A 25,187-nucleotide genomic window follows, 5' to 3' on the forward strand; every position below is an offset into this window, starting at 1 on the left:
TCACCGTATTACAACTTAACCCAGTTGACGGGAAACATTCGCCCGAATACAAACCTACCGTACTTCTTTACTCGATCAAATCTTCAGTCCAGTTTAATGCTTGTATCCTTACGTCAAGCTCACGGAACTGCTTAGCAAAGTCGTCAGCCTGTTTCTGAATACTCTTGACGTCTACAGCAGGCGTAAACTTGATCTCTAGCTTTTTATAACGATCTTGAGAAACGGTAGCCTGTTTGGCTAACTCTCTGTAGAGATCTCGCAAAGAAGCCAGCTGCTCTCGCTCGGCTAGCATGTCAGCCATTGTATTATTTTGCTCAAACTTCAAAACATTGTTTGTTTTATTTATTTTTTTTACCAATACAACTAGCTCTTTCGAAGCCTGATCTAACTCTAAAAGTAGCTCATTTGGATCTTCAGCAGGTTTTTCATCAACCTGGATCTTTGCATTCCTCAAGATCCGTTCTTTTAATTGGTTTACCTTTCTTTGTAAGTCGGCTCTGATACTTAATGCTTCTGCGAGTTTCAAATTTATCTCCTTAAAAGGCTAACGCTTTGCTATTTTGCTGCTGCAGCGTAGGCTGTCTAGTGAAAGCCACGCTTTTTTGGCCGAAACGAATTTATATGGATGCACCAAAAAATACAGACTCAATTCCACATCCTAACGTGATTTTCAATACCAACGCCTTTGAACCAGCTAACACAAGCGATGTATGCGCAAAAGCCAACTGTTATTCGTTTTGATTTAACAGCCTGTTAGGTTATGTTTATATTTTTGATAATTAGATTAACTACCGCAACTAGTGAGATTAACACTGTGATAGCCCAAATAAAGATGACCAAACCATAAATTGATGTATCGCCGCTGAGGTATCCCCAGAAATTCTCTAGTTAAAATAAAATGTTAGGCGATTAGGGAACATTCATGGTGGTTCCCGATCTGATCATTCGCCAAAACTCACAAAACGCGGATGGTCACCATGAATGTAAAAACTATGCTCGCTGATTTCCTTGCATTTGTCACCCCCAAAACGATGCATAAAACCCGATTTTCGGTGTTATTAGATGCTGTAACAGCTTTGACCAAAGACGCGCGGTGCACCGTCACAGCGATTGGTCGCGCTATGCCAGGCACTTCTGACAAAGTCAGCATTAAGCGCGCGGATAGATTGCTCAGCAATGCCAATCTACAACGGGAACTGCCTCTGATCTATGCGGCAATGACTCATTTGATTGTCAGTAGCAAAACGCAGCCGCTCATTTTGATTGACTGGAGCAACGCTGATACCGCGAAGCGCCATTTTATTTTGCGAGCCAGCATCGCTGTTGATGGCAGAGCACTCACGCTATTACAAAAAGTGGCGGCGGCAGAAGATTACACTTGCCCACATTTGCACTGGGCGTTTTTAAAGCAACTCAAGGCCATGTTACCTAGCGACTGTAAGCCTGTTATCGTCACCGATGCTGGCTTTAAAGTGCCTTGGCTTAAGCAGGTGCGCAAATTAGGCTGGCATTATGTCGCCAGAGTCAGAGGTAATGTGAAGCTTAAACTGGCAGAGCAAACAGAGTTTATGACCGTAAATGCGCTTTATAAAAAAGCTCGCGCCACCCCTAAACACTTAGGCGCAATCGTGCTGACTCAGACGCAACATTATGAAACCCGCGCGATTCTAGTTGGTAAAGGCTATAAGCTATTGAAGCGAGACAAAAATAAGTCTTACAAAGAACCTTGGTTATTGGTGTCATCTTTGCCTGATTGCCATGGCTACGCAGATAAAATCGCCAAGTGCTACAGTAGCCGGATGCAAATTGAAGAAAGCTTCCGAGACCAGAAAAGCTCACGTTATGGCTTAGGAAGCGACCTGCACGGCACTAAAATCAAATCACGTTTGGGTATATTGCTGTTACTGGCGGCACTGGCAAATTGGTTCCACTACCTGATGGGTGCGGCGGGTGAAAAGGCTGGCTTACATTTGCGATATCAGGCTAATACGGTAAAAAATCGGCGAGTGCTGGCACTGAACTTCCTCGGGATACTGCTTTGTAAGGAACCGAAACTGCCTATTCGCAGACACGATTATCAGCAAGGGCTAAAGCAGATCTTGCACTGGGTTGCACAGTGGGACTGGGCGCTAATCAAATTGGCAAAGAGCTAATAGTATGTATCTAAATTTTGTGGGGATCCCTCAGTCACTAAACACCAATCCCAAATCAAAAATTAATTAGTCTCACATAGACTGGTCCAAACAAAATCATTCTGACAACCATATTCATAATCACTTGTCATCAGGCTGATACACCATTACGTCTTCTACCTTGCAGTCGAAATAACGGCAAAGCGCCTCTATCGCATTCGTGGTGGTTGAGTGTTGTATTGCCGGATTCTGCATTTTCGACAAAGACGTTCGGTTAACGCCAGTGTGACGCGCTACCTCACTAACACTAATCTTGCGATTTTCCCGCCGCTCTTTTTCTGTAATCAATTCTTTAATCCTAAAAAGGATCATAGGCTCCCCCAAAAAACACAAAGTGTTCTTTGAAAGAACACTAATAAGCTGCAATAATGTTCTCTCAAAGAACAGTTAACAGGTAATTAAGATGTCTAAAACACTTATCACCACTAAAGATTTGGCAATGAGAATACATTTCAGTGCCGGCTACATCAATAGAGTTCTTAAAGATGCTGTGTTCATCGAAGGCATACACTATATCAGACCTTTTGGTGGCAGGAAGATTTTCTACATTTGGGAAGCTGTTGAGCAGGAGCTTTACTCCCATACCGTTAGGCCGAGAAATCTCATCCCAATGGCGTCAGGGAGAGTATGTAGTGGCTAGTATCGCTGTACGTAGTAATAAACTGGTACTGGATTTTCGCTATAACGGTGTGCGCTGCCGCGAACAAACAGCACTGACTGACAGTAAAACTAACCGTGCGAAGCTTTTAAAACTCATCGATGATATTGAGGCAGCCATTCGTTTGGGTCGGTTTGTCTACGCCGATTTTTTCCCGGGCAGTCCAAGATCTAAGTATTTTGCAGAGCTTGATGCATCGGTAAAACAAAGCATTGCAGCGTTACCTCAATCAATCTCTCTTGTGCACGACTGCCCATTGTTTAGCGCATTTACAGCTGAGTGGTTAGATGAAAATGAGAGCATTTGGAAGGCAAGCCACTGTGCAAACGTTAACGCTATTTTTGAACACTGCTTACTACCCGCTTTCGGCTCGCAAAGGCTGGATGCAATAACTCGTGCTGACATTTTGAAGTTTCGATCGCGCTTAACCAAAACAGGTAACGGCAAAAAACGCATCTCAAATGACTGAATTAATCATATCATGGCGCAACTACGCAAACTCCTGGTAGAAGCATCAAAGCGCTACAACTTTAACAACCCCTTTGTTGATATCGAGCCATTAAAAATTGATAAACCGCTTATCAACCCTCTTACATTGCAAGAGGTTCGTATTTTTTTGGCCGGCGTACGCGCTGATTTCAGGCCATATTACACGGTTAGGTTTTTCTCCGGATTACGCACTGCAGAAGTCGATGGACTTAAATGGAAATTTGTCGACTTTGAGCGCCGCCAAATTGTGGTGCAGGAAACCCTCGTCAATAACCTTGAAGCAACACCGAAGAATAATTATTCCTACCGCCATGTGCATATGTCACAGCCGGTATTCGATGCACTGATGACACAAAAACGAACAACAGCTGACAAAGAATATGTGTTTTGTAATGCCGCGGGTAACCCGCTCGATCATCGAAACGTAACGAAAAGAATTTGGACGCCAACATTAAAATTATTGGGCTTGGCCCACCGTCGGGCTTATGAAACCCGTCACACAGCAGCAACACTATGGCTTGCTGCGGGTGAGAACCCGGAGTGGATTGCCAGACAACTTGGCCACAGCTCAACCAAAATGCTGTTTGAGCGTTACAGTCGATTTATACCAAACATCACCAGACAAGATGGTAGCGCTTTTGAAGCGTTGCTGGGGGCTTTTTGACCGATTCGCTAAGGATCCAAATCTGGCTATAAATATTACCAATTTATGGATTGAGCCATAGCGATCAATTTAATTTTTGTTCTGACCCTGAGGGATATTCAAGTAATGAAACTATCTTAATACTCTAATTTAACTGAGGTATCCCCAGAAATTCTGTAGTTAAAATAAAAAGTTAGGCGATTAGGGAACATTCATGGTGGTTCCCGATCTGATCATTCGCCAAAACTCACAAAACGCGGATGGTCACCATGAATGTAAAAACTATGCTCGCTGATTTCCTCACATTTGTCACCCCCAAAACGATGCATAAAACCCGATTTTCGGTGTTTTTAGATGCTGTAACAGCTTTGACCAAAGATGCGCGGTGCACCGTCACAGCGATTGGTCGCGCTATGCCAGGCACATCTGACAAAGTCAGCATTAAGCGCGCGGATAGATTGCTCAGCAATGCCAATTTACAACGGGAACTGCCTCTGATCTATGCGGCAATGACTCATTTGATTGTCAGTAGCAAAACGCAGCCGCTCATTTTGATTGACTGGAGCAACGCTGATACCGCGAAGCGCCATTTTATTTTGCGAGCCAGCATCGCTGTTGATGGCAGAGCACTCACGCTATTACAAAAAGTGGCGGCGGCAGAAGATTACACTTGCCCACATTTGCACTGGGCGTTTTTAAAGCAACTCAAGGCCATGTTACCTAGCGACTGTAAGCCTGTTATCGTCACCGATGCTGGCTTTAAAGTGCCTTGGCTTAAGCAGGTGCGCAAATTAGGCTGGCATTATGTCGCCAGAGTCAGAGGTAATGTGAAGCTTAAACTGGCAGAGCAAACAGAGTTTATGACCGTAAATGCGCTTTATAAAAAAGCTCGCGCCACCCCTAAACACTTAGGCGCAATCGTGCTGACTCAGACGCAACATTATGAAACCCGCGCGATTCTAGTTGGTAAAGGCTATAAGCTATTGAAGCGAGACAAAAATAAGTCTTACAAAGAACCTTGGTTATTGGTGTCATCTTTGCCTGAGTGCCATGGCTACGCAGATAAAATCGCCAAGTGCTACAGTAGCCGGATGCAAATTGAAGAAAGTTTCCGAGACCAGAAAAGCTCACGTTATGGCTTAGGAAGCGACCTGCACGGCACTAAAATCAAATCACGTTTGGGTATATTGCTGTTACTCGCGGCACTGGCAAATTGGTTCCACTACCTGATGGGTTCGGCGGGTGAAAAGGCTGGCTTACATTTGCGATATCAGGCTAATACGGTAAAAAATCGGCGAGTGCTTGCACTGAACTTCCTCGGGATACTGCTTTGTAAGGAACCTAAAATGCCTATATGCAGGCACAATTATCAGCAAGGACTTAAACAAATCTTGCTCTGGGTTGCACAGTGGGACTGGGCGGTAATCAAATTGGCAAAGAGCTAATAGTATGTATCTTAATTTTGTGGGGATCCCTCAGGTATCGCCGTGTATTCCTTGAATATTGGTTGCAGATAAAAACACACCAACGATAGTAACAGGAAGGACTATAAGACCAGCGATAGCATTGTAATATGCTACCTTTTCAAAATACGATTGATACTTTCTGTAACAAATTAGGCAACCAATATTGGCGCAAACAATAATAAACAAAATCAATTTAAGCATTAAACAAGTCCATTTAAATAATCAAAAATATAATTTTAATTAACCCATCAGGTCTTATGTTGATCTCTTAGTCGTATCTGCAAGGCCAAGTAAGTTTATACTTATAAGTTTACTTAAAGTAAACAACTTGAAAGGCATGCTAAGTATTTAATTCACTTAAAATTCACCATAATGCTGCTGACTCACCAGCGGCACACAGGCCAATAATCGCATTTAATAAAAATGAGGGTGCCTGAATGAGCTTATTTCAGGCCATAACTTGATTGCTGTTGTCTTGTGATAGCGTTGCTTGGGTTTAGTCGTCGCAGTAGCGACGAAAATCAGCGTAATACTGGCATTGTGCTTGAACATTCCATAGAACACGTTGGCGTTATGCGATATATTCAAGCAGCAAAAAATAAATACAGATAAAAACAGTTTTATTGCAGGGTGTGGCAACTTAACACCCGGTTGGCGCAAAGCGCGACCCACCACAACTCAAGTTCAGGTTAATTACATAATTATAAAAAAGGTTGTTTTATGGCTATACGCGGAGAGTTCTCATCGAGGATCGGCTTTGTGCTGGCAGCGTCAGGTTCAGCTGTTGGTTTGGGAAATATTTGGGGCTTCCCATCGCAGGTAGCCAGTAATGGCGGCGCCGCATTCGTTTTAATGTACCTACTATTAGCGTTTTTATTGGCATACCCAGTATTGATGGCAGAGTTATTAATTGGCCGTGCCACCAAGTCGAATGTGGTCGATGCCTTAGGTCAGGTGTCGCGGGGTATTTCTGGCCGAGCAGTCGGGGTGATGGGTCTGATCACGGTATCACTGATTTTGGCGTTTTATGGCATTGTCGGTGGCTGGATGATTTCCTATGCGCTGGAAGCCGTCGCTAATATTGCTGGTTTAACTGACTTGGCTAACTGGCTGGTCACCTTTTCGTTAGAGCGCAACCTGCTATTTTGTGCGTTCTTTATGTTGCTAACCGTGGGTATTGTCAGCGGCGGCGTGGTAGATGGTATCGAACGTTGGTCAGTTCGCTTAATGCCAACCTTGTTCGTCATTATGTTGTTGTTGTTTGCTTATGTTATGACGCAAGACGGCGCAATGGATGGTTTAAAAGTGTATCTGTTGCCTGACTTTGCCGAAGTGCTTAATCCTAACTTGCTGATCAGCGCGATGGGCCAAGCCTTTTTCTCCATGTCGTTAGGGGTGGGTACTATGCTGATTTATGGCTCTTACGTGAGCCATAGTGAAAACTTACCGCGCTTAGGGGCGGCCGTATCCTTAATTGATATCGGTGTTGCGGTACTGGCAGGCTTAGTGATTATTCCTGCTATGTATGTAGCACTGAATAACGGAGTCGAAATTTTCAATGAAAGTGGCCAGTTGCTTGCTGAAGATACCTTAATTTTTACCGTGTTACCGTCACTGTTTAACACTATGGGCTTGGTCGGATTGTTCGTTGGCCTAACGTTCTTCTTATTGATGTCGATTGCGGCCCTTACGTCGTCTATTTCAATGTTAGAAGTACCGGTATCTTACGTGGTTGAACACCAAAAAGTGGCTCGTAAGAAAGCCGTATGGTTAGTCGCAGCGATTATTTTTATTGCTAGCGCGACTATTTTGCTGAATTTTGACAGTTTGTTTGGCTTCGTGATTACCCTAACTACGCGTTACAGCCAGCCACTGCTCGGTTTAATGCTGTGCATTTTTGCTGGCTGGATCTGGCATCGTAATGACATTTTACAAGACTTAAAAACCGCCGATGCGAATGCGGAATACAGTTGGTTCTGGCGCATTTGGCCCTGGTATGTGAAATTTGTTTGTCCGCTGGTGATCGCTGTGATGTTTTACCGGTCGTTATAATGGCGATCTGCTAAGCTTATTTAACCAAGCCTAAGCCATTGCTTAGGCTTTTTTTTAATGGAGCTTTTTTATGAGTGTCGGCTGTTTTTCAATCAGTTTAGCGGTAAAAGATTTAGCGGTATCACAAGCATTTTATGAAAAGCTAGGTTTTACAGTGTATGCCGGTGAGCTGGCGCACCGTTTTCTTATTATGAAAAATGGCGACACCAATATTGGGCTGTTTCAAGGTATGTTTGAACACAACATCATGACCTTTAATCCGGGATGGGATCAACATGCGCAAGCGTTGTCCAGTTTTACGGATGTGCATCAAATTGCTGAGCAATTAACGGCGCAAGGCATCGAGCTTAGTCAACAGCAGTTGAAAAATGAACGTGGCCCAGGCAGTTTTGCAGTGACCGATCCTGATGGTAATACTATCTTGTTTGATCAACACGTTTAAACCGCAACAGACCATTCTGGCTGCACGTAGGCGTTAAGTGGGTAAACGGCGTTACTGCAGCGCATTGACGCCTTTAGGCTTGATAGCAGGGCGCGTGAAATGGGCTTTAGTTTATTCTTCAGGGCTATAACTTGCAGGCTCGGTAAAACCGGCAGCGATCACTTGATGACTTTCAGGTAACAGTGCGGAAATCCCAACTAATTCGATACCTTCTGCTTGTAGCTGCGGTAAGCGTTGTTGTAAAAAACGATAAGTCTCAGGGTAGGGGTGGCCGATAGCAATAGCGGTTTCATGGCGCCGGGCAATTTGCAGCAATTGCTTAAATTGCTTTTCTAGCGCTTGTTGGTTTTGTTCGTTATCCAAAAAGACATGCCGCGATAAAATGGTCACGTTGTATTGTTTCGCATAACGGCGTGCGTTGCTCTGCGGTGTGGTCAGGCTATCAATAAAAAATAGCTGACGTTGTTGCAAATATTCCATGGTCCACGCCATGGGTTGCTCTAAGGCAGTAAACAGGCTACCCATATGGTTATTAATACCAATCGCATAAGGAATATCAGCTAGCGCTTGTTGCAGCGTCAATTGCACTTGCTGTTTCGACATTTCTTGCGTTAAGGCACCGGGGCCTAAACTGTTACGATGAGTGGCTTCCATCGGCATATGCAGCATCACGTCTTTTTGTAACATAAAGGCTTGTTCGGCCGCTTGTTTGCCATAAGGGGTATGCGGTAATACGGCGTAAGTTAGCTGATAGGGTAATTCGACCATTTTCAGATCGTTACGTTGATAGCCAATATCATCGATGATAATGGCAATGCGGGGTGCTGCTGCGGTAACCGAGCTCACACAAAGTAAAACAGCAGACAGCAACAAACTCAAACGCACGACAACACTTTCCTTTTTAATGCCGGGACTCCGACAGCTTTAACACTTTAATAGATTATGGCGAATAGTAAGCGTTAAAGATGATTTTAAACAGTTATTTATTGACGAGAAAGCCAGCTTAAGGGATTAACCGCTTCGCCTTTTTCGCGGATCTCGAAATATAACCCCGCGTCGGCTTGTCCACCACTGGCGCCGACCAATGCAATCGCTTCACCACTCGTTACCTGTGCTCCTGGTTGTTTTAACAGATTTTGATTATGGCCGTATAACGACATAAATCCTGCACCATGATCTAATACGATAACCCAGCCATAGCCTTTTAACCAATCAGCATAAATCACACGGCCATCGGCGATAGCTTGCACGTTACTGCCATTTATGCCGCGGATCAGGATGCCACGAGAGGGCATACCACCTTGCCGATTTTGCCCAAAACGTTGCAACAACTGACCTTTTAAGGGCCATGGAAAACGACCTTTACCACTGCTGAGGCCGCTCATATCTTTGTTCAGATCAGCAAGGCGGCGTAATTCGTTGATCGTATTTTGCAGGCTGCTTTCATTTTGGCGTAGGTAGCTAAGCTGATTGCCTTGTTGTTTCAGTAAGGCTTGTAATTGTTGAACTGAATCTTGTTGGCTGCTACGTGCACTTTGTAATTGTTGCTGCTGCTTTTCTAAGGCGCTTAATTCGCGGGCTAATAATTGCTGCTGCTCATCGAGTTTGGCCATAATATGGGCCAAATCTTGCGCCGTTTGATTGATCTTGGCTAATTGCCGAATACGCGCTTGGTTAAAGTACTGATAGTAAGTCAGTACGCGCTCTAATTTGCCGGTATCTTGTTGATTCAACAGCAAACGAGAATAATCATGCTGCCCCATACTGTAAGCACTTTTTAATTGGGCGGCCAGTAGCGTTTGTTGTTCATTTAATTGTTGCTGCAATTTAGCTTGTTGTTTTTCTAGCTTAGCGCTTTCTTGTTCAAGCTGTTGTTTACGTTGGCTGGTTTGCCGAACTTTGCCTGAAGCCTCCGCCAGGGCTCTGTCTGCTTGTTGCAGTTTTTGCTCCGCTTGTTGCAATTGGCGTTGCTGCTGTTTTACTTGCTGTTCGGTACGCTTAATTTGATTTTGCAGTTGCTGTAATTCACGCTCGGCTTGCGGTTTTTGTTGCGCCTGCGCCGTGCTGAAAAACACACAGCAAAACACCAGCAGCCCAAGCTGCCAAATAATAAAGGGTGTCCTGCTGTGCGATGGTGGCATTTAGTTAACTTGCATCAACACTTTGCCGGTCATCTCATCTGGTTTTGGCATACCCATCAGATGCAGCATGGTCGGTGCAATATCACTGAGTACACCGCCTTCGATAACTTTAGCCTGACGCCCTACATAAATTAACGGCACTGGACCGCTGGTATGGGCGGTATGAGCTTGACCAGATTGCGGATCTTGCATCATTTCAGCGTTACCATGATCTGCGGTAATTAAGCATTCGCCACCGACTGCTTGCAAGGCGGCTACCACTCTGCCAATACAGCTATCAACGGCTTCAACGGCTTTAATTGCGGCACTCATAATACCGGTATGGCCAACCATATCGCCATTCGGATAATTACAAATGATCGCATCAAACTTACCGCTGTGAATGGCCGCGACCAGTTTGTCGGTTAATTCGGTTGAGTTCATTTCTGGCTGCAGATCGTAAGTCGCGACCTGTGGCGATGGAATTAAAATCCGCTCTTCGCCGTCAAACAGGTCTTCACGTCCTCCGCTGAAAAAGAAGGTAACGTGCGCATATTTTTCCGTTTCAGAAATACGCAACTGGGTTTTTTGATGCTTGGCTAACCATTCGCCCAACACATTATTTAGGCTTTCTGGTGGATAAGCGACCGGCGCGGGAATATCGGCAGCATATTCGGTCAGCATGACAAAGCTGCTGAGTTTAGGCTGATGCTGGCGCACAAAACCATCGAAGTTGGCATCCACAAAGGCGTGGCTAAATTGTCTGGCCCGATCGGCGCGGAAATTCATAAAAATGAGGGCATCGCCGTCTTGCATACTGATGGTTTGTTGATCGCCGGTGCGGATGGCAGAGGCTTTAACAAATTCATCGTTCTCATCGCGCTGATAAGCGGCGGTAAGTGCTGCAGAGGCACTATCATATTGGTAAATGCCTTTGCCTTGGGTTAGTAGGTCATAGGCTTGTTGCACACGGTCCCAGCGCTTGTCACGGTCCATGGCATAGTAACGACCAATAATTGAAGCAATTTGTCCTTTACCCGAAGCGGCAAAGTGTTCTTCAAACATTTTGATTGAAGCCTCAGCACTGCGAGGAGGAGTATCGCGGCCATCTAAAAACGCATGCACATAGATGCGGCTGGCGCCTTGTTGTTCTGCCAACTTTACCATGGCCAGTAGGTGCTCTTCGTGGCTGTGTACGCCACCGGGTGATAGTAGTCCCATAATATGTACCGCTTTCTCTGCGGCCACGGCTTTTTGCACCGCTGTTACTAAAGTGGGGTTTTCAAAGAAATCACCATCGGCAATGGCTTTGGTAATGCGAGTAAAGTCTTGATAAACAATACGGCCTGAGCCTAAGTTAACGTGGCCCACTTCAGAGTTGCCCATTTGCCCATCGGGCAAACCAACATCTAAACCCGAACCCGAAATTAAACTGTGAGGGTAGTCTTGCCATAGTTTGTCCATCACCGGGGTATTAGCCTGAGCAATGGCGTTGTTGTCGGTTTGTTCGCGATAACCCCAACCGTCGAGAATTAATAAGACTAAAGGTTTTTTAGCTGGGTGCATACAAACTCCATGAACAAAATAGCAGGTAATGAGGATGAGCCATTATCTTACCGATTTTTTGTTAATTCTCCAGTGATCATTCGTTTTCTAACGCTTGCTGAGTGCTTTTAAACCGATTTTTAGCTGTGGATTTTATGTAAAATCGGTATACTCAGCGCTGTTTTGTTTTCAACGAGAAGAATATTGACGTTATGGATCAAGTTATCGAATTTATCAGCAATCATCCGCTGCTGAGCGGCGTTTGGGCATTATTGGTGGTGTTAATTGTGGGCAGCTGGATCAGTTCGTTGCTTTCTGCCATTAAGCCGGTGTCGCCAACCCAACTGACTTTAGCGGTAAACCGTGAAAATGCCGTAGTAGTCGATATCCGCACAGAAGCTGAATTTGCTAAAGGGCATATTACCGATGCCAAGCACCTAACGCAGGCACAAATTGATAAGCAACAGCTGGCAGGCCTTGAAAAGCAAAAAGATGCGCCCATTATTGTAGTATGTCAAACCGGCATGACCGCAAATCGAGCGGCATCAGCTCTGGCTAAGCAAGGCTTTACCAAAGTCTCTACGCTACAAGGTGGTATGAGTGCTTGGACAGGCGCTAGCTTACCCGTAGTGAAATCGAAGAGGTAATAATGGCAGAAGTGACTATTTACACTAAGGCGTATTGTCCTTATTGTGTTCGGGCTATCATGTTATTACGCGAGAAGAAAGTTGCGTATCAAGAAGTCAGAATTGATGTTGAAACCGAGCGTCGAGCTGAAATGATCGAACGCGCCGGTGGACGCAGTACCGTACCACAAATTTTTATTGCCAATCAGCATATTGGCGGTTGCGACGATATGTTTGCGCTGGAATCAGCTGGCAAACTCGACTCATTATTACAAGCATAACATTAACATAGGATTTATCATGGCCGAACAACAAGCAAACGGCGTTGCAGCAGATCAAACTGCACAGGGTCTATAATTTGCCATTCAGCGTATTTTTGTTAAGGATGTTTCATTTGAAGCACCAAACGCACCTGCTATTTTCCGTAAAGAATGGAAACCAGAAGTTAAGTTAGATCTGGATACCCGCAGCGACAAAATTGAAGATAACGTTTATCAAGTTATTTTATCTTTAACAGTAACCACCACTGTCGGTGATGAAACAGCTTTCTTATGCGAAGTGCAACAGGCGGGTATCTTCTCTATTGGTGAAATGGAAGAAGCGCAAATGGCTCACATGTTAGCGTCATTCTGCCCGAACATTTTGTTCCCTTATGCCCGTGAAGCTGTTTCAAACTTAGTTAACCGTGGTACTTTCCCACAGTTAAACTTAGCGCCAGTGAATTTTGATGCCTTATTTGCGCAATATTTGCAGCAACGTCAGGCTGAATCACCACAACTGAACGCGTAATGTTGCAGCCTTCTGCTATTACCGTTATTGGCGCGGGGTCTTATGGCACCGCGCTTGCTATTTGTTTGGCGCGTAACGGCAACCCTATTACCTTGTGGGGTCGTAACGCCGCCGAAATGGCTTTAATGCAGCAACAAGGTGAAAACCAAAAATATCTGCCTGGCATTGCCTTACCGAAAACTTTGCAAGTGACCGCGGATTTAACGGCTGCCGTGCAAACGAGCAATGATATTTTGATGGTAGTACCTAGTCATGCTTTCGCCGCTACGCTTCAGCAAATTAAGCCATTACTCACTGCAAAATCCCGAGTGGCTTGGGCCACAAAAGGCTTAGAGCCTGATACTGGGCGTTTATTACAAGATGTCGCCCGCGATATCTTGGGTGAGCAAATTGCCTTAGCGGTGTTATCCGGCCCTACCTTTGCAAAAGAGATGGCCGCAGGTTTACCTACTGCTATTTCATTATCTTCCAGCGATGCTGTTTTTATTCAAGAATTATCAGATTTATTGCACTGCGCGAAAACGTTTCGCGTTTATACCAACCCCGACTTTATTGGTGTGCAGTTGGGCGGTGCGGTAAAAAATGTTATTGCCATTGGCGCAGGTATGGCCGATGGCATTGGTTTTGGTGCCAATGCGCGGACTGCACTGATTACCCGTGGTTTAGCCGAGATGTGTCGTTTAGGCTGTGCTATGGGGGCGCAAAAAGATACCTTTATGGGTATGGCCGGGTTAGGCGATTTAGTCTTAACCTGCACCGACAATCAATCGCGTAATCGGCGTTTCGGCTTATTGTTAGGCGAGGGTAAGTCTGTCGCTGAAGCCATTGAGAGCATTGGCCAAGTGGTTGAAGGTTACCGCAATACCAAAGAGGTGTTTAACTTAGCTGCACGTATGGGCGTGGAAATGCCCATAACAGAGCAAGTGTACAAGGTGTTGTATGAAGGTAAGGATGCGCGCTTAGCAGCCCAACACTTGTTAGGCCGCGAGCGCAAAGACGAAACTAGCCACTAGCCAGGTTCGTGTTGTTCAGCAGGTTATTTTCTTTTAGTAATAATTGACCAATTTCATCAGCGGGCACGGCTTTACTAAAGCGGTGACCTTGCTGATTATCACAGCCCATCACATGCAGCAAATATGCCTGCATCTCTGTTTCGATATTCGTCGCGGTAACATCCAGAGTCAGGTAATTGGCTAAGCGGATTAACGTTGCGCAGATATTACGTTGCTGTTCTTGCTGTTCAATATACTTGGTTAGCGTGGGCGATAATTTCACACCATGCAGTGGATGTTGCCGTAACTGGGTTAAAGAGGATACCCCTTCACCAAAGTTATCTAAAATTAAACGAAAGCCCATCTTATCCAAGCTATGCATCCGTTCACGTAACCACACCGTGGGTTGAGTAAAAATCGTCTCAGGTAATTCTAATTCAAATAAACTGGCGCTAACCTCGGCATCTTGCAAGGTGTTTTGCATAAAGCGCAAGAAGTCAGCTTGCTCGAATTGTTGGTTAGAAATGTTTAGTGCTAAACGGCCACGCATTAACCCGGTTTGTTGCCAGTATTTCACTTGCTGACAGGCTTTACGGAACACCAGGCGATCCAAACTAATAATGAGGCCGGTTTCTTCTACTAAGGGCATAAAGGTGGGTGGCGGTAACATGCCGCGACGTGGGCTAGGCCAGCGTAGCAGGGCTTCGTAACCGATAATCCGATTACTGCTAATGCTGAACTTAGGTTGGTAATACAACTCGAATTCGCCTTGGGCAGCACTGCGATATAATTCGGTTTCCATGGCTAAATAATCTGGGGCTTGCTCTTGGCTGCCGCTATCGGCAAAGCACAGATTGTTTTGGCCTTGTTGCGAAGCCTTATGCGCCGCTTTTTCAGCACTGTTCAAGAGGCTTTCGGCATCGATACCGTCGTTCGGGCTGATACTGATACCTAGGTGGGCAAAGATCTCAATAGCCTTGCTGTCATCGCTGCCAGGCTGATTAATGCCGGCTAAAATTTTGTGTGCTAGCTGGTTTAAATAAATGCTGCTGTTGTGGTTACACAAATGGGGCGGTACTAATACCACAAAGCCATCGGTTTTATAGCGAGCTAACAGCAGTTTTCGTGGCAGCACCTGTTGTAGCTTGGCCGCAATTTCTGGCAGTTGTTGCTGTAATTTGGCTTCGTTGTGTTTGCTGTCATAGGTGGGTGTTAAGTGAATAAAAATAACCGCAGCTGAAGGATAATGGGCATCACAGCTTTGCAATACCATTTTCAGTAATTCATCAAACACTTTGTTATTGGGCAATAAGGTCAAACTATCACGGGTTTGTTGCTGCAACTGTAATTGATTTTCTTTACGCAGTTCGCTGATGTTTTGGCCATACATAAGGTAGGTTGTATTACGCACGTTATCTGGCTGCACACTGTGAATACTTAGCTCAAAAGCTTCGCGTTGCCGCTCATTTAATAGCCAAGCTTCGCCTTGCCACTTTCCACTTGTACGTAAAGCCAGTTTAATGTCGTTATCCAATAATGTTTTGCCATCAGGATCGGCATATAAATTGAGCGGAGCAGAAATAGTTGCGCTTTCATCGGCTTTTAATAAACGCTTTAGCGTGCCGCTACCATTACGCAACACCAAGTTTTTATCCAATACAGCAATAACACCAGAAGTTTGACTGAGCAGATCACTAAAACTGGTGCGAAATTGCTTGAGCTTATGACTTTTTATCGCCAAGCTGCGCATGGTTAAGATCAAGGCCACTACCAGTAAACAGATTGTCAAGGTAGAGAGCAAAAAGGCGCCTTCCATAATAGGCTGGTTTGCCGCTGTAGCAGGCAAACTGATACTAAATAACGCTACGCAAAACGTGCTTTTAAGGTGGGTCATTGCGAAACTTTCCTAGGTTAATTTCTGACCAACTTTAACTATAGAGCTTTTTGCTCAGCGGGTACAGTGTGTAAACTAGAAATAACAGTTAGATTTCTAGCAATACGCATTGCGTGGTCAACTCCAGATAGTACCTTTGTACTACAAAGACAACAAGGATTAATTAGTAATGTTTCATGTGGCATTGTTTGAACCGCGGATTGCACCGAATACGGGCAATATCATTCGTTTAGTGGCGAATAATGGCTGTCAATTGCATATCATTGAACCAATGGGCTTTGATTTTGAAGAAAAGAAATTACGCCGCGCAGGTTTAGATTATCACGATTTAACGCGTGTCACGCGCTATGCCAATTATCAGCAATTTGCCGAGGCAATGCAGGGGCGGCGCATTTATGCAGTCACCACTAAAGGCACGCGTTTTTACCATCAAGTGCAATATCAGCCAGATGATGTGTTGTTATTTGGCTCTGAGACCAGCGGGTTACCTGATGCAGTACGCGATCAATTACCCAGCGAGCAGAAAATTCGCATTCCCATGCAGGCGGGGGCGCGCAGCTTAAATTTGGCCAATAGTGTCGCTATTGTTAGCTACGAAGCGTGGCGACAGCATGATTTTCTGGCGGGGGTTTAAGTCTTATTTCAGCGCCTTGTTCGCGAAAGTGGGTAGCTGTTGTAAAAACTGATTGATGTGAACCAGGGCTTGTTGGCGTAGGTTGTCTTGCTCCATCAAAAGCTCGTGCTTGGCACCTTCAATTATTTTAAAGCTATGTGGTAGCGCTTTAGGTAATTGCTTAAACCAAGCCAGTTGCGCGCGGTTAGCCACCACTTGATCGGCGCCGGCTTGTAACAACAAGACCGGTGTTTGGCAGTGGTGCGCGCTGCAGCGTAAACGTTTCATCGCCAAAATAGCTTGATGTAACCAAGTGCATGTTACGCCACCCAGTTGCAGTTGTGGCTCGGTTTGATAACAATGACGTAAAGCTTGATAGCGTGCTTGGCTTTGAGTTAATTCATTATGGGCAAAGGCTTTATCTTTGTAAGCTAACTGCATCGGAAAATAACGCGGCGCATTAGGCTGCCACCAGCGCCGTAACTGGCAATAAAGCAGGGCGAGCGGTTCAGCTACGTTAGAAGGTACCATGCCAGTATAAATGCCGAACATCGGCGAGCAAAGGATCGCTGCGCAGAAAAACGACTGCCATTCCTGCCAAGGTGGCTGAGTAATTAAGCCTGCGGCAATAGCTGCGCCCATTGAATGGGCCAGTAATACATGTTTTTGATGTGCCGCCGGTTTGACCACTTGCCGTAAAAAACTCTCTAAATCATGCTGATAATCAGCAAAATCTGCAACATAGCCCAGTTGTGAGTCGGGTAACATGCGACCGGATCGCCCCTGTCCGCGATGATCTAAAATAAACACGCTATAACCGGCAGTGGTTAATTCGAGCATTAATTCGCTGTACTTAATTGCCGTTTCAATGCGGCCACTACTGATCACCCACGCCGTGTGCGCTCCGGGGGTTAAATGATAACTGTAATGTATCGGCACACCGGCCACTCCAGCAAACTGGCCGTGTTGCATTTGTCGCCAAAACGGCAACAAGGTGTCTAGCCAGTGTTTGGTTAACTGCTGTTCAGTGGTAAGCGGCTGGATCGGGTTAAAAGTAACGTCTGCCATTAGGTGGTTTCGTGTTCGTCCGTATTCGTTGTGGGCGGTTGTTGCGTAAGCGGCAGTGTAACACTGACTTGCAAGCCCGCACCAGAGGGCAGGCTAGCCACAACCTCACCTTGATGCTGGCGAATAATTTGTGCCACGATGGCTAAACCTAAACCCGTACCGCCGGTGGTGCTGGTGCGACTATCACTGATTCGATAAAACGGTAAAAAGATTTTGTCGAGCTGTTCTGCCGGGATCCCCGAACCATGATCGCGAATAGTTAAGGTTACGCTGCTAGCCTGCGCACTTATGCGGCATTCAATAGTGCTTTGCTCGGGGCTATATTTAAGCGCATTACGTAAAATATTTTCAATGGCACGGCCTAACAGGCGGCTATCGGCTTGCAGCCACAGTTGCTCTGGGCCAACATAGCGTAATTGTTGCTGTTTAGCATCGGCATCGACTTGATTTAAATGCAGCACATCTTCGGTTAACGCGACCAAATCACAGGCATGGATATCCAGTTGGTATTGCCCTGCGTCTAAACGACTGTAGGTTAATAATTCATCAAGCATCACATCGAGCCGCTCTAATTCATTTTTTAAACGCGGTAATTGTTGCAGATCTTGTTGGCGTTCGGTTAAACCCAACACCAACTGCGCGCGCGCTAAGGGTGAGCGTAATTCATGTGAAATATCCCGCATTAAGCGTTGCTGATTATGTAATAAGGCGCTGATCCGCTCGGCCATGGTATTAAAACTGCGGCCAAGTTGGCCTAGTTCATCTTTACGTTTTGCTAAACGTGGTACTCGGCTATCCAACTTACCGGAAGCGAACAACAGGTTATGTTGCACCAGTTCACGTAATGGCTTAGAAATGGAAATGGCCAAAATAAAGCTGGCTGCCGCCGAGGTTAAGAGCAGTAACAGCACCAGAATGGGTTCGGATAAACCGCGCAGGCTCCACCAAGGTTGACTCGGCATATTACGCTGTTGGTAAAGCGCTAGGGTTTGTTCGCCGATTTCTAGCATAAAAGGCCCCGCCAGATGCATATTATTATGCCGCAACAGCCGTGGCCGATTAAGCTGGTTTAATTCAAATAACCAGTTTTGATCAAAGTTACGAGGTAAGACATCGGGTGTTAATACCTGATTTTGTGCTAAATCAACGACGACCCAGCGTGGATCTTGTTGCCGCTGCAAGTAACGGAGCAGCTTGTCGACCGACTCGGCGCGATGAAATTGTTTCACCTGCTGCTGTAATTGCGTGACAATATTATTGGGCAAGCGATGAATTTTGGTATCTTCAAGCAATTGTCTACTTAAAAATAAGGTGCTTGAAACTGTCAGGATCAGCACTAACCAAAACCAGATAAAGATACGACCGGCTAGCGAGTTAACCGGGTTAAGCCAGTGAAATTTCATCAGTGTCCATCACTTAAAAATAAATAACCACTGCCCCGCAGGGTTTGAATTTTTTCGTTTGGGCTAAATTGCGCCAGTTTTTTACGAATATTACTAATGTGCATATCTAAACTGCGGTCATACATTTGTAATCGGCGACCGAGCACGACTTTGCTCAACTCTTCTTTAGAAATCACTTCGCCTGCTTTGCGCATCAGCATTTCCAGTAACTGAAACTCGGTGGCAGTGAGGCTTATCGGATGTTCTGCGCACAATACTTGGCGATTTTGTGTGTTTAAACTCAAATCATTAATATGTATAAGGCTTACTGCATGGCTCGGCTCTTGTTGCAGTAATTCAACCCGGCGTAAGATGGCCTTAATGCGGGCGACCAATTCTCGTGGATTGAACGGTTTGGCCAAATAATCATCAGCGCCGAGTTCTAAACCTAGGATCCGGTCGATGTCATCTCCACGGGCGGTTAGCATTAGCACGGGGCAATAAGGGCCGGCCCGCAATGCTTTTAATACCGATAAGCCATCTAAAGTGGGTAGCATAACATCTAATAAAATCAGATCGGCTGCAGCAGTTTGAATACGTTCAAGCCCAGCTTGGCCATCGTGTACTGCTTCGAAACTTAACCCATCTAGTGCGAGATATTCCGCCACTAGCTGACACAGTTCAGTGTCGTCATCAATCATCAAGATCTTTGGCATGCTACTACTCCTGTTGCTTTAGGTCAGTTTACGTGGTCACTTTCAGACTGTCAGGCTCTTTACAGAATCTTTACCTGTCCTTTGCGTTGCTTTGCATTGGCTGAGTTAAGCTGTAACAGTCAACTAAGCGGAGAGCAAATGATGAAAGCGAAAACCTTATTACTTACCTTGAGCACCCTTGTCGCCTTTTCTTCTGCAAGTATGGCTGCAGCACCAGACTCAGCAGAAAAAGCACCGCATCAATATAAACAGCAACAGCACAAGCGGCAACAAATGGCACCGGGTGCCATGCTAAAGCGCCAGTTAGCCAGCTTAGATTTGTCTGCTGAACAAAAGCAAGCCGTTGCGGCTGTCTTAGCCGAACACCGAGTTAATCAAGGCGATGCAGCAGATCGAGCGGCCGACAAGCAAGCTTGGCAAGCACTGATGGATGCGCCACAGTTTGATGAAACAACGGCAAAACTTTTACTAGAAAAGCGTCGTGCTAAGCAAGAAGAGCGTCAGTTGCATTTGCTGCAATTACGTCATCAAATCAATCAGATCTTAACCGTTGCGCAACGTGAGCAATTGAAAAACCAACGTGAAGAACGCCGCAGTAAAAGCGAGGGCCGTGATGGTGAAGGTAAACCTGAGGGCCGTCGTACTAAAGCAGAGCGCTCAGCTTAAGGCACGTTCTGCTTAAATAAGCAGCTGGGCGTCTATTCGACGCCCAGCTCTTTTAATTTGCGCGTTAGCGTATTTCGGCCCCAGCCTAATTTGCGCGCGGCTTCTTGTTTATGACCATGCGTATGATGCAGCGCCTGCTGTAACACAATCTTCTCAAAAGCGGGGCCCGCTTCGGCCAAAATATTTTCTTCACCTGCGGCTAAGCGTTCCGTCACCCATTGCGCGAGCAAGCTTTGCCAATCACCATGAACTGCGTCGGTAACCGAGTTATAACTGTTTTTACCGCTTTGTGTTAATTCTGGCGGCATATCGGCCACCACAATATGTTTGCCACTGGCCATCACGGTGAGCCAACGACAGGTGTTTTCTAATTGCCGCACGTTACCTGGCCAATCTAAATCGGTCAGAAATAATTCTGCTTCTTTGCTCAGCGTTTTCGCTTCTACATTAAGCTCCGTTGCGGCTTGCTGTAAGAAGTGGCGTGCCAGCTTAGCAATATCCTGGCGGCGCTCTTTTAGAGTAGGTAAATGCACGCGGATCACGTTTAAACGATGAAATAAATCCTCACGAAACTTACCTTCTTGAGCTAGCAATTCTAAATTTTGGTGGGTGGCCGCAATAATACGGACATCTACTCCGACAGCCTGATGACCGCCGACCCGGTAAAATTGGCCATCGGCTAATACCCGTAACAGACGTGTTTGTACATCAAGCGGCATATCGCCAATTTCATCCAGAAATAAGGTGCCGCTATCGGCTTGTTCAAAACGCCCTTTACGTTGCGTATTGGCCCCGGTAAACGCGCCTTTTTCATGACCAAATAGCTCAGATTCAATCAGATCTTTTGGGATCGCCGCCATATTCAAGGCAATAAAGGGTTTTTCTGAGCGAGGGCTGTGTTTATGTAAGGCGCGCGCGACCAACTCTTTACCAGTACCTGATTGCCCATTAATCAGTACACTGATACTGGAGCGGGCTAAGCGACCAATAGCACGAAACACTTCCTGCATGGCCGGCGCTTCACCAATAATCTCTGGGTTGAGTGCCGGAGGCAGCGGTTGCTGTTTGGCTAATTGGTTTTTGCTGTGCTCTAAAGCCCGACTGATCAGGGCGACGGCATCGTTAACATCAAAGGGCTTAGGCAAGTATTCAAAAGCACCTCGTTTAAAGGCGTTGACGGCGCTGTCTAGGTCAGAATGCGCTGTCATTATGATCACGGGTAAATCAGGGCTAAGTTCTTGCAACTTGCTAAGTAGCGCCATGCCGTCTGTACCGGGCATCCGAATATCCGATACGACAACTGCCGGTTGTTCATACTCTAAGCGTTGCAGCATTAAATCGGCTGAGGCAAAGCTTTCACATTGGATATCGGTGCGTGCTAAGGCTTTTTCTAAGACCCAACGAATGGAGTTATCGTCATCAATGATCCAGACAAATTGATTCATACATCATCCTCACAGTCTGAAATAGGTAAATAAATCATAAAACCGGTATGTCCCGGCCAGCTTTCACAGTCTATCCAACCGCGTTGTTGATGGATCAGCGTTTGCGCAATGGATAAGCCTAAGCCTGTGCCACCCGCTTTGCCGCTAACCATTGGATAAAACAATGTGTCGCGAATGGCCACGGGTATACCCGGACCGTTATCGATGACTTTAATGCAGGCAACCAGCTTATAGCGCTTACCGTGCAAGGTGTGCTGATGCAAGATACGGCTTTGTAGCGTGATTTGACCTCCATCGACGAGTGCTTGTTGTGCATTTCGTACGATATTTAATAAGGCTTGTTCTAACAATTCAGGATCGAACATAAAATCGGGAATACTGGGATCATAATCACGTTGAAAATAAATTTGTTGTGGATTATCCATGTTCGCCAGTTTAAGGACTTGCTCTGCAACCTGGTGCAAATTACTTTGTTGTAAACTTGGAGGCCGATAAGGGCCGAGCAAACGGTCGACTAAATTACGAAGACGATCCGCTTGGGCAATAATCAGTTGGGTGTATTCTTTTTGTTCATCATCCAGTGACTCTTCTAGCAGCTGCGCAGCACCCCTTAAACCGCCTAAGGGGTTTTTAATTTCATGGGCTAAACCACGGATCAATTCACGGGCGGCTAGATGCTGATGTTGTTGCAGGCTTTCCATACTGATCTTGCGTTGATGATCAACTTGGCGCAGCTCCAGCAGCAAATATATCGGCTGTTGCTCAATAATAGTGACTGAGATATCTAACAATAAATGACGACCATCAATTAATACTGCCTGTACGTCACTGACGCTAAAAGCTTGTTTGCTTTGCATCGCGTTATACAAATGATTGGCTTTTAAATCGATGTGTTGAAATAAACCGGGAAAGAACTGTTGCTTAAGCTTTTTTTCGCCTAGGCCTAAAACGGCACAAGTGGCGGTATTAAAATAACACACGCTGAGCGTTTCATCTAACACCATTACCGCGGTAGTGAGCTGATCAACCAGTGAGATCGCAAACGAGTCCTGAGTCATAAACTTACCTATTGCACCAATTTGGTGCTATGGAAGTGAAGCTTAACTCAGAACAACCTGAATTTCACTGACAATGCACTAATTTGGTTAATTTATACGAGTTCTATGCATATAGAAGATGGTAAGAGGACTTGTTGCAATTAGCTTGCCGTTTTCATCTAGAAGCTCTATTTGTACGTTGTGTTCTCCGCGATCAACATCACGCAACACAAACACCGCACTGTTCTGTGGCTCGCCATGCGGTTTACCATCGAATAATAGCCTAACGCGAAAGCCACGCTGAAAACGGGGACTGATACGGCCGGAGATATAAACTGAACCGGTGTTGTCGCGAACGGTGGCTTCATTTTCAGGTTGGGTAATTGAGACAGTATAAGGCTCAGGGGCTGGTGGCTTTTTTTCAGGTAAGCGTGTGTCTGTTGCTTCCATGATATTAGGTCGGCTTTGCAAACTGACTTCTTCTGAGCCGGGTAACGGGCTATCTGAAAAAACCAAAACACCATTGGCATCACGACCGACAAATATCTTCTTTTCTTGCGCCAAAGTTGAGTTGGCAACGAGTAATAATGTCAGTGACAGCCAAAGTAATTTCATTAATGTTGTATTCCTGAGTTCCGTCTTCCTGACGCTTCTTTTAACTTTAGCTGGAAATACTTAAATATTCTACAAAAAAAAGCTCACCGAAGTGAGCTTTTAATGCACAGAAAAAACTTAATTAACTGATATTACACGCTGTAATACAATTCAAATTCAAGCGGGTGCACAGCCATTGCAACTTTGCGGGCTTCCGCGCGCTTGATACCAATATAAGCATCAATCATTTCGTCAGACATAACGCCGCCTTTAGTGAAGATCGCGCGGTTTTTGTCTAATTCGTTTAACGCTTCATCTAAAGAGGTAGCCACTTGTGGAATGTTGGCTGCTTCTTCAGCAGGTAAGTCATACAAATCTTTGTCCATGGCATCGCCAGGATGGATCTTGTTTTGAATGCCGTCTAAACCCGCCATCAATTGTGCAGTGAAGGCTAAATATGGGTTAGCTGCTGGATCCGGGAAGCGACACTCGATACGACGTGCTTTTGCACTAGGCACCAGAGGGATACGGATTGACGCAGAACGGTTACGCGCTGAGTATGCTAACATCACAGGCGCTTCGAAATGTGGCACTAAACGCTTGTAAGAGTTAGTAGATGGGTTAGTGAAAGCATTGATGGCTTTAGCGTGCTTAATGATACCGCCGATGTAGTAAAGTGCGATTTCAGACAAGCCAGCGTATTTGTCACCTGCGAACAGGTTAACGCCATCTTTAGCTAAAGACTGGTGGCAGTGCATACCAGAACCGTTATCGCCGACTAATGGCTTAGGCATAAAGGTAACTGTTTTGCCGTACATATGTGCTACGTTGTGAATTACATACTTAAGCTGTTGAACTTCATCTGCTTTTTTAGTTAATGTATTGAAACGCGTTGCGATTTCGTTTTGACCCGCAGTGGCCACTTCGTGGTGATGCGCTTCAACAACTTGGCCCATCTCTTCAAGCACCATACACATGGCACTACGAATATCATGGCCTGAATCTACTGGTGGTAACGGGAAATAACCGCCTTTAACACCCGGACGGTGACCTTTGTTACCTTCTTCATAACTCGTGCCTGAGTTCCACGCGGCTTCAGTAGAGTTCAGTTTGAAGAAAGAACCTGACATGTCCGTGTGGAAACGCACGTCGTCAAACATAAAAAATTCTGGTTCAGGGCCAAACAACACTGTGTCAGCAATACCTGTTGATTTTAAATACGCTTCAGCGCGCTGAGCGATTGAACGTGGGTCACGATCATAACCTTGCATGGTGCTTGGTTCGATAACGTCACAAGTGATGTTTAACGTGGTTTCTTCAAAGAAAGGATCTAATACAGCGCTAGAAGCGTCTGGCATTAAAATCATGTCTGAATCGTTGATGCCTTTCCAACCGGTAATAGAAGAGCCGTCAAACATTTTACCGTCTTCAAATGTCTCTTCAGAAATTTGGCTAACCGGTACACTGACGTGTTGCTCTTTACCTTTGGTATCGGTAAAGCGCAGATCGATAAACTTTACATCGTTTTCTTTGATAAGTTTCAGAACGTTTTCTACAGACATGCAGTCCTCCAAGTGAACCAATTTGAGCATTTGTATTGTATGTTGCCCTGTTAAATGCCAGATATATGCCAACATACTAAGTTTATGTATCTATTAATTATTTAAAAAAATCAGCACAGCCAGTTGATAGCTTTGCACTAAAATGGTGCTTCACTGCATCAAGTTGGTGCTTCGCGGGCTCGCTCTCAGTGTAGCG

General features: G+C 45.4%; 25 protein-coding genes. 12 read left to right on the forward strand and 13 right to left on the reverse strand.

Annotated features, from left to right (window positions below; all coding sequences use genetic code 11):
- Positions 1 to 67 precede the first annotated feature (67 nt).
- Complete coding sequence (locus ACUJFK_RS04185; protein ID WP_445426172.1) at positions 68 to 526, reverse strand: DIP1984 family protein; 459 nt, start codon at positions 524 to 526, stop codon at positions 68 to 70.
- A 442-nt stretch (positions 527 to 968) separates the two neighbouring features.
- Here ACUJFK_RS04185 and ACUJFK_RS04190 point away from each other — a divergent pair, with 442 nt between their 5' ends.
- Entirely contained in the window at positions 969 to 2,153 is a 1,185-nt protein-coding gene (locus tag ACUJFK_RS04190) for an IS4 family transposase (protein ID WP_445424681.1), read from the forward strand.
- Between the two features lie 120 nt (positions 2,154 to 2,273).
- On the opposite strand, the gene ACUJFK_RS04195 is transcribed toward ACUJFK_RS04190, so the two are convergent.
- Positions 2,274 to 2,504, reverse strand: a complete 231-nt coding sequence (locus ACUJFK_RS04195) for a helix-turn-helix domain-containing protein (protein WP_445426173.1) — start codon at positions 2,502 to 2,504, stop codon at positions 2,274 to 2,276.
- A gap of 215 nt (positions 2,505 to 2,719) precedes the next feature.
- On the opposite strand from ACUJFK_RS04195, the gene ACUJFK_RS04200 reads away from it, so the two are divergent.
- The 5 genes from ACUJFK_RS04200 (at position 2,720) to ACUJFK_RS04220 (ending at position 7,942) form a co-directional block, all read left to right on the forward strand.
- Positions 2,720 to 3,319, forward strand: a complete 600-nt coding sequence (locus ACUJFK_RS04200; protein ID WP_445426174.1) for an Arm DNA-binding domain-containing protein — start codon at positions 2,720 to 2,722, stop codon at positions 3,317 to 3,319.
- A gap of 12 nt (positions 3,320 to 3,331) precedes the next feature.
- Positions 3,332 to 4,003, forward strand: a complete 672-nt coding sequence (locus tag ACUJFK_RS04205; RefSeq protein WP_445426175.1) for a site-specific integrase — start codon at positions 3,332 to 3,334, stop codon at positions 4,001 to 4,003.
- Positions 4,004 to 4,242: 239 nt separating this feature from the next.
- Positions 4,243 to 5,427: an IS4 family transposase gene (locus ACUJFK_RS04210; protein ID WP_445425728.1), complete on the forward strand. Its 1,185-nt coding sequence runs from the start codon at positions 4,243 to 4,245 to the stop codon at positions 5,425 to 5,427.
- 741 nt (positions 5,428 to 6,168) lie between these two features.
- On the forward strand, positions 6,169 to 7,500 hold the full coding sequence (locus ACUJFK_RS04215) for a sodium-dependent transporter (protein WP_306177166.1): 1,332 nt from the start codon (positions 6,169 to 6,171) through the stop codon (positions 7,498 to 7,500).
- A gap of 70 nt (positions 7,501 to 7,570) precedes the next feature.
- The gene (locus tag ACUJFK_RS04220) at positions 7,571 to 7,942 is read left to right on the forward strand and encodes a VOC family protein (RefSeq protein WP_445426176.1); all 372 of its coding nucleotides are present in this window, start codon (positions 7,571 to 7,573) and stop codon (positions 7,940 to 7,942) included.
- A gap of 111 nt (positions 7,943 to 8,053) precedes the next feature.
- Here the strand turns inward: ACUJFK_RS04220 and ACUJFK_RS04225 are convergent, their stop codons facing one another.
- From ACUJFK_RS04225 to gpmM, 3 genes are all read right to left on the reverse strand, one after another.
- Positions 8,054 to 8,827, reverse strand: coding sequence for a divergent polysaccharide deacetylase family protein (locus ACUJFK_RS04225; protein WP_445426177.1), 774 nt, complete (start codon positions 8,825 to 8,827; stop codon positions 8,054 to 8,056).
- Positions 8,828 to 8,925: 98 nt separating this feature from the next.
- The gene (locus tag ACUJFK_RS04230) at positions 8,926 to 10,083 is read right to left on the reverse strand and encodes a murein hydrolase activator EnvC family protein (RefSeq protein ID WP_445426178.1); all 1,158 of its coding nucleotides are present in this window, start codon (positions 10,081 to 10,083) and stop codon (positions 8,926 to 8,928) included.
- On the reverse strand, positions 10,084 to 11,628 hold the full coding sequence (gene gpmM / locus ACUJFK_RS04235) for a 2,3-bisphosphoglycerate-independent phosphoglycerate mutase (protein WP_445426179.1): 1,545 nt from the start codon (positions 11,626 to 11,628) through the stop codon (positions 10,084 to 10,086).
- A 191-nt stretch (positions 11,629 to 11,819) separates the two neighbouring features.
- On the opposite strand from gpmM, the gene ACUJFK_RS04240 reads away from it, so the two are divergent.
- The 4 genes from ACUJFK_RS04240 to gpsA all read left to right on the forward strand — a co-directional run bounded on the left by ACUJFK_RS04240 (position 11,820) and on the right by gpsA (position 14,035).
- Positions 11,820 to 12,254 (forward strand): rhodanese-like domain-containing protein, encoded by a 435-nt coding sequence (locus ACUJFK_RS04240; protein WP_226749432.1) that lies wholly within the window; start codon positions 11,820 to 11,822, stop codon positions 12,252 to 12,254.
- 2 nt (positions 12,255 to 12,256) lie between these two features.
- The gene (gene grxC, locus ACUJFK_RS04245; protein ID WP_226749433.1) at positions 12,257 to 12,514 is read left to right on the forward strand and encodes a glutaredoxin 3; all 258 of its coding nucleotides are present in this window, start codon (positions 12,257 to 12,259) and stop codon (positions 12,512 to 12,514) included.
- A gap of 82 nt (positions 12,515 to 12,596) precedes the next feature.
- On the forward strand, positions 12,597 to 13,022 hold the full coding sequence (secB, locus tag ACUJFK_RS04250; protein ID WP_445426757.1) for a protein-export chaperone SecB: 426 nt from the start codon (positions 12,597 to 12,599) through the stop codon (positions 13,020 to 13,022).
- On the forward strand, positions 13,022 to 14,035 hold the full coding sequence (gene gpsA / locus ACUJFK_RS04255; protein WP_226749435.1) for an NAD(P)H-dependent glycerol-3-phosphate dehydrogenase: 1,014 nt from the start codon (positions 13,022 to 13,024) through the stop codon (positions 14,033 to 14,035). The genes secB and gpsA overlap by 1 nt, the downstream gene beginning before the upstream one ends.
- Here the strand turns inward: gpsA and ACUJFK_RS04260 are convergent.
- Positions 14,025 to 15,908, reverse strand: a complete 1,884-nt coding sequence (locus ACUJFK_RS04260; protein WP_445426180.1) for a putative bifunctional diguanylate cyclase/phosphodiesterase — start codon at positions 15,906 to 15,908, stop codon at positions 14,025 to 14,027. The genes gpsA and ACUJFK_RS04260 overlap by 11 nt on opposite strands.
- Before the next feature lie 169 nt (positions 15,909 to 16,077).
- Between ACUJFK_RS04260 and ACUJFK_RS04265 the strand changes: the two genes are divergently transcribed.
- Positions 16,078 to 16,542 (forward strand): tRNA (cytidine(34)-2'-O)-methyltransferase, encoded by a 465-nt coding sequence (locus ACUJFK_RS04265; RefSeq protein ID WP_226749437.1) that lies wholly within the window; start codon positions 16,078 to 16,080, stop codon positions 16,540 to 16,542.
- 3 nt (positions 16,543 to 16,545) lie between these two features.
- Here the strand turns inward: ACUJFK_RS04265 and ACUJFK_RS04270 are convergent, their stop codons facing one another.
- From ACUJFK_RS04270 to ACUJFK_RS04280, 3 genes are read right to left on the reverse strand one after another with little or no spacing between them, the layout of a single operon-like run.
- On the reverse strand, positions 16,546 to 17,589 hold the full coding sequence (locus ACUJFK_RS04270; protein WP_445426181.1) for an alpha/beta fold hydrolase: 1,044 nt from the start codon (positions 17,587 to 17,589) through the stop codon (positions 16,546 to 16,548).
- Positions 17,589 to 18,992 (reverse strand): ATP-binding protein, encoded by a 1,404-nt coding sequence (locus tag ACUJFK_RS04275; RefSeq protein ID WP_445426182.1) that lies wholly within the window; start codon positions 18,990 to 18,992, stop codon positions 17,589 to 17,591. The genes ACUJFK_RS04270 and ACUJFK_RS04275 overlap by 1 nt, the downstream gene beginning before the upstream one ends.
- On the reverse strand, positions 18,992 to 19,687 hold the full coding sequence (locus tag ACUJFK_RS04280; protein WP_445426183.1) for a response regulator: 696 nt from the start codon (positions 19,685 to 19,687) through the stop codon (positions 18,992 to 18,994). The genes ACUJFK_RS04275 and ACUJFK_RS04280 overlap by 1 nt, the downstream gene beginning before the upstream one ends.
- Before the next feature lie 138 nt (positions 19,688 to 19,825).
- Here ACUJFK_RS04280 and ACUJFK_RS04285 point away from each other — a divergent pair, with 138 nt between their 5' ends.
- The gene (locus tag ACUJFK_RS04285) at positions 19,826 to 20,353 is read left to right on the forward strand and encodes a Spy/CpxP family protein refolding chaperone (protein ID WP_445426184.1); all 528 of its coding nucleotides are present in this window, start codon (positions 19,826 to 19,828) and stop codon (positions 20,351 to 20,353) included.
- A gap of 32 nt (positions 20,354 to 20,385) precedes the next feature.
- On the opposite strand, the gene glnG is transcribed toward ACUJFK_RS04285, so the two are convergent.
- The 4 genes from glnG to glnA form a co-directional block, all read right to left on the reverse strand.
- Entirely contained in the window at positions 20,386 to 21,798 is a 1,413-nt protein-coding gene (gene glnG, locus ACUJFK_RS04290) for a nitrogen regulation protein NR(I) (protein WP_226749442.1), read from the reverse strand.
- Complete coding sequence (gene glnL, locus ACUJFK_RS04295; RefSeq protein WP_445426185.1) at positions 21,795 to 22,856, reverse strand: nitrogen regulation protein NR(II); 1,062 nt, start codon at positions 22,854 to 22,856, stop codon at positions 21,795 to 21,797. Before glnL ends, glnG begins: the two co-directional genes overlap by 4 nt.
- An 87-nt stretch (positions 22,857 to 22,943) precedes the next feature.
- Positions 22,944 to 23,450, reverse strand: coding sequence for a DUF4124 domain-containing protein (locus tag ACUJFK_RS04300; RefSeq protein ID WP_445426186.1), 507 nt, complete (start codon positions 23,448 to 23,450; stop codon positions 22,944 to 22,946).
- 131 nt (positions 23,451 to 23,581) lie between these two features.
- Positions 23,582 to 24,991 carry a glutamate--ammonia ligase gene (gene glnA, locus ACUJFK_RS04305; RefSeq protein WP_226749445.1) on the reverse strand — a complete coding sequence of 470 codons (1,410 nt, stop codon included), beginning with the start codon at positions 24,989 to 24,991 and terminating at the stop codon, positions 23,582 to 23,584.
- Between the last annotated feature and the right edge of the window lie 196 nt (positions 24,992 to 25,187).

The organism is Alishewanella sp. HL-SH06 (assembly GCF_052656265.1).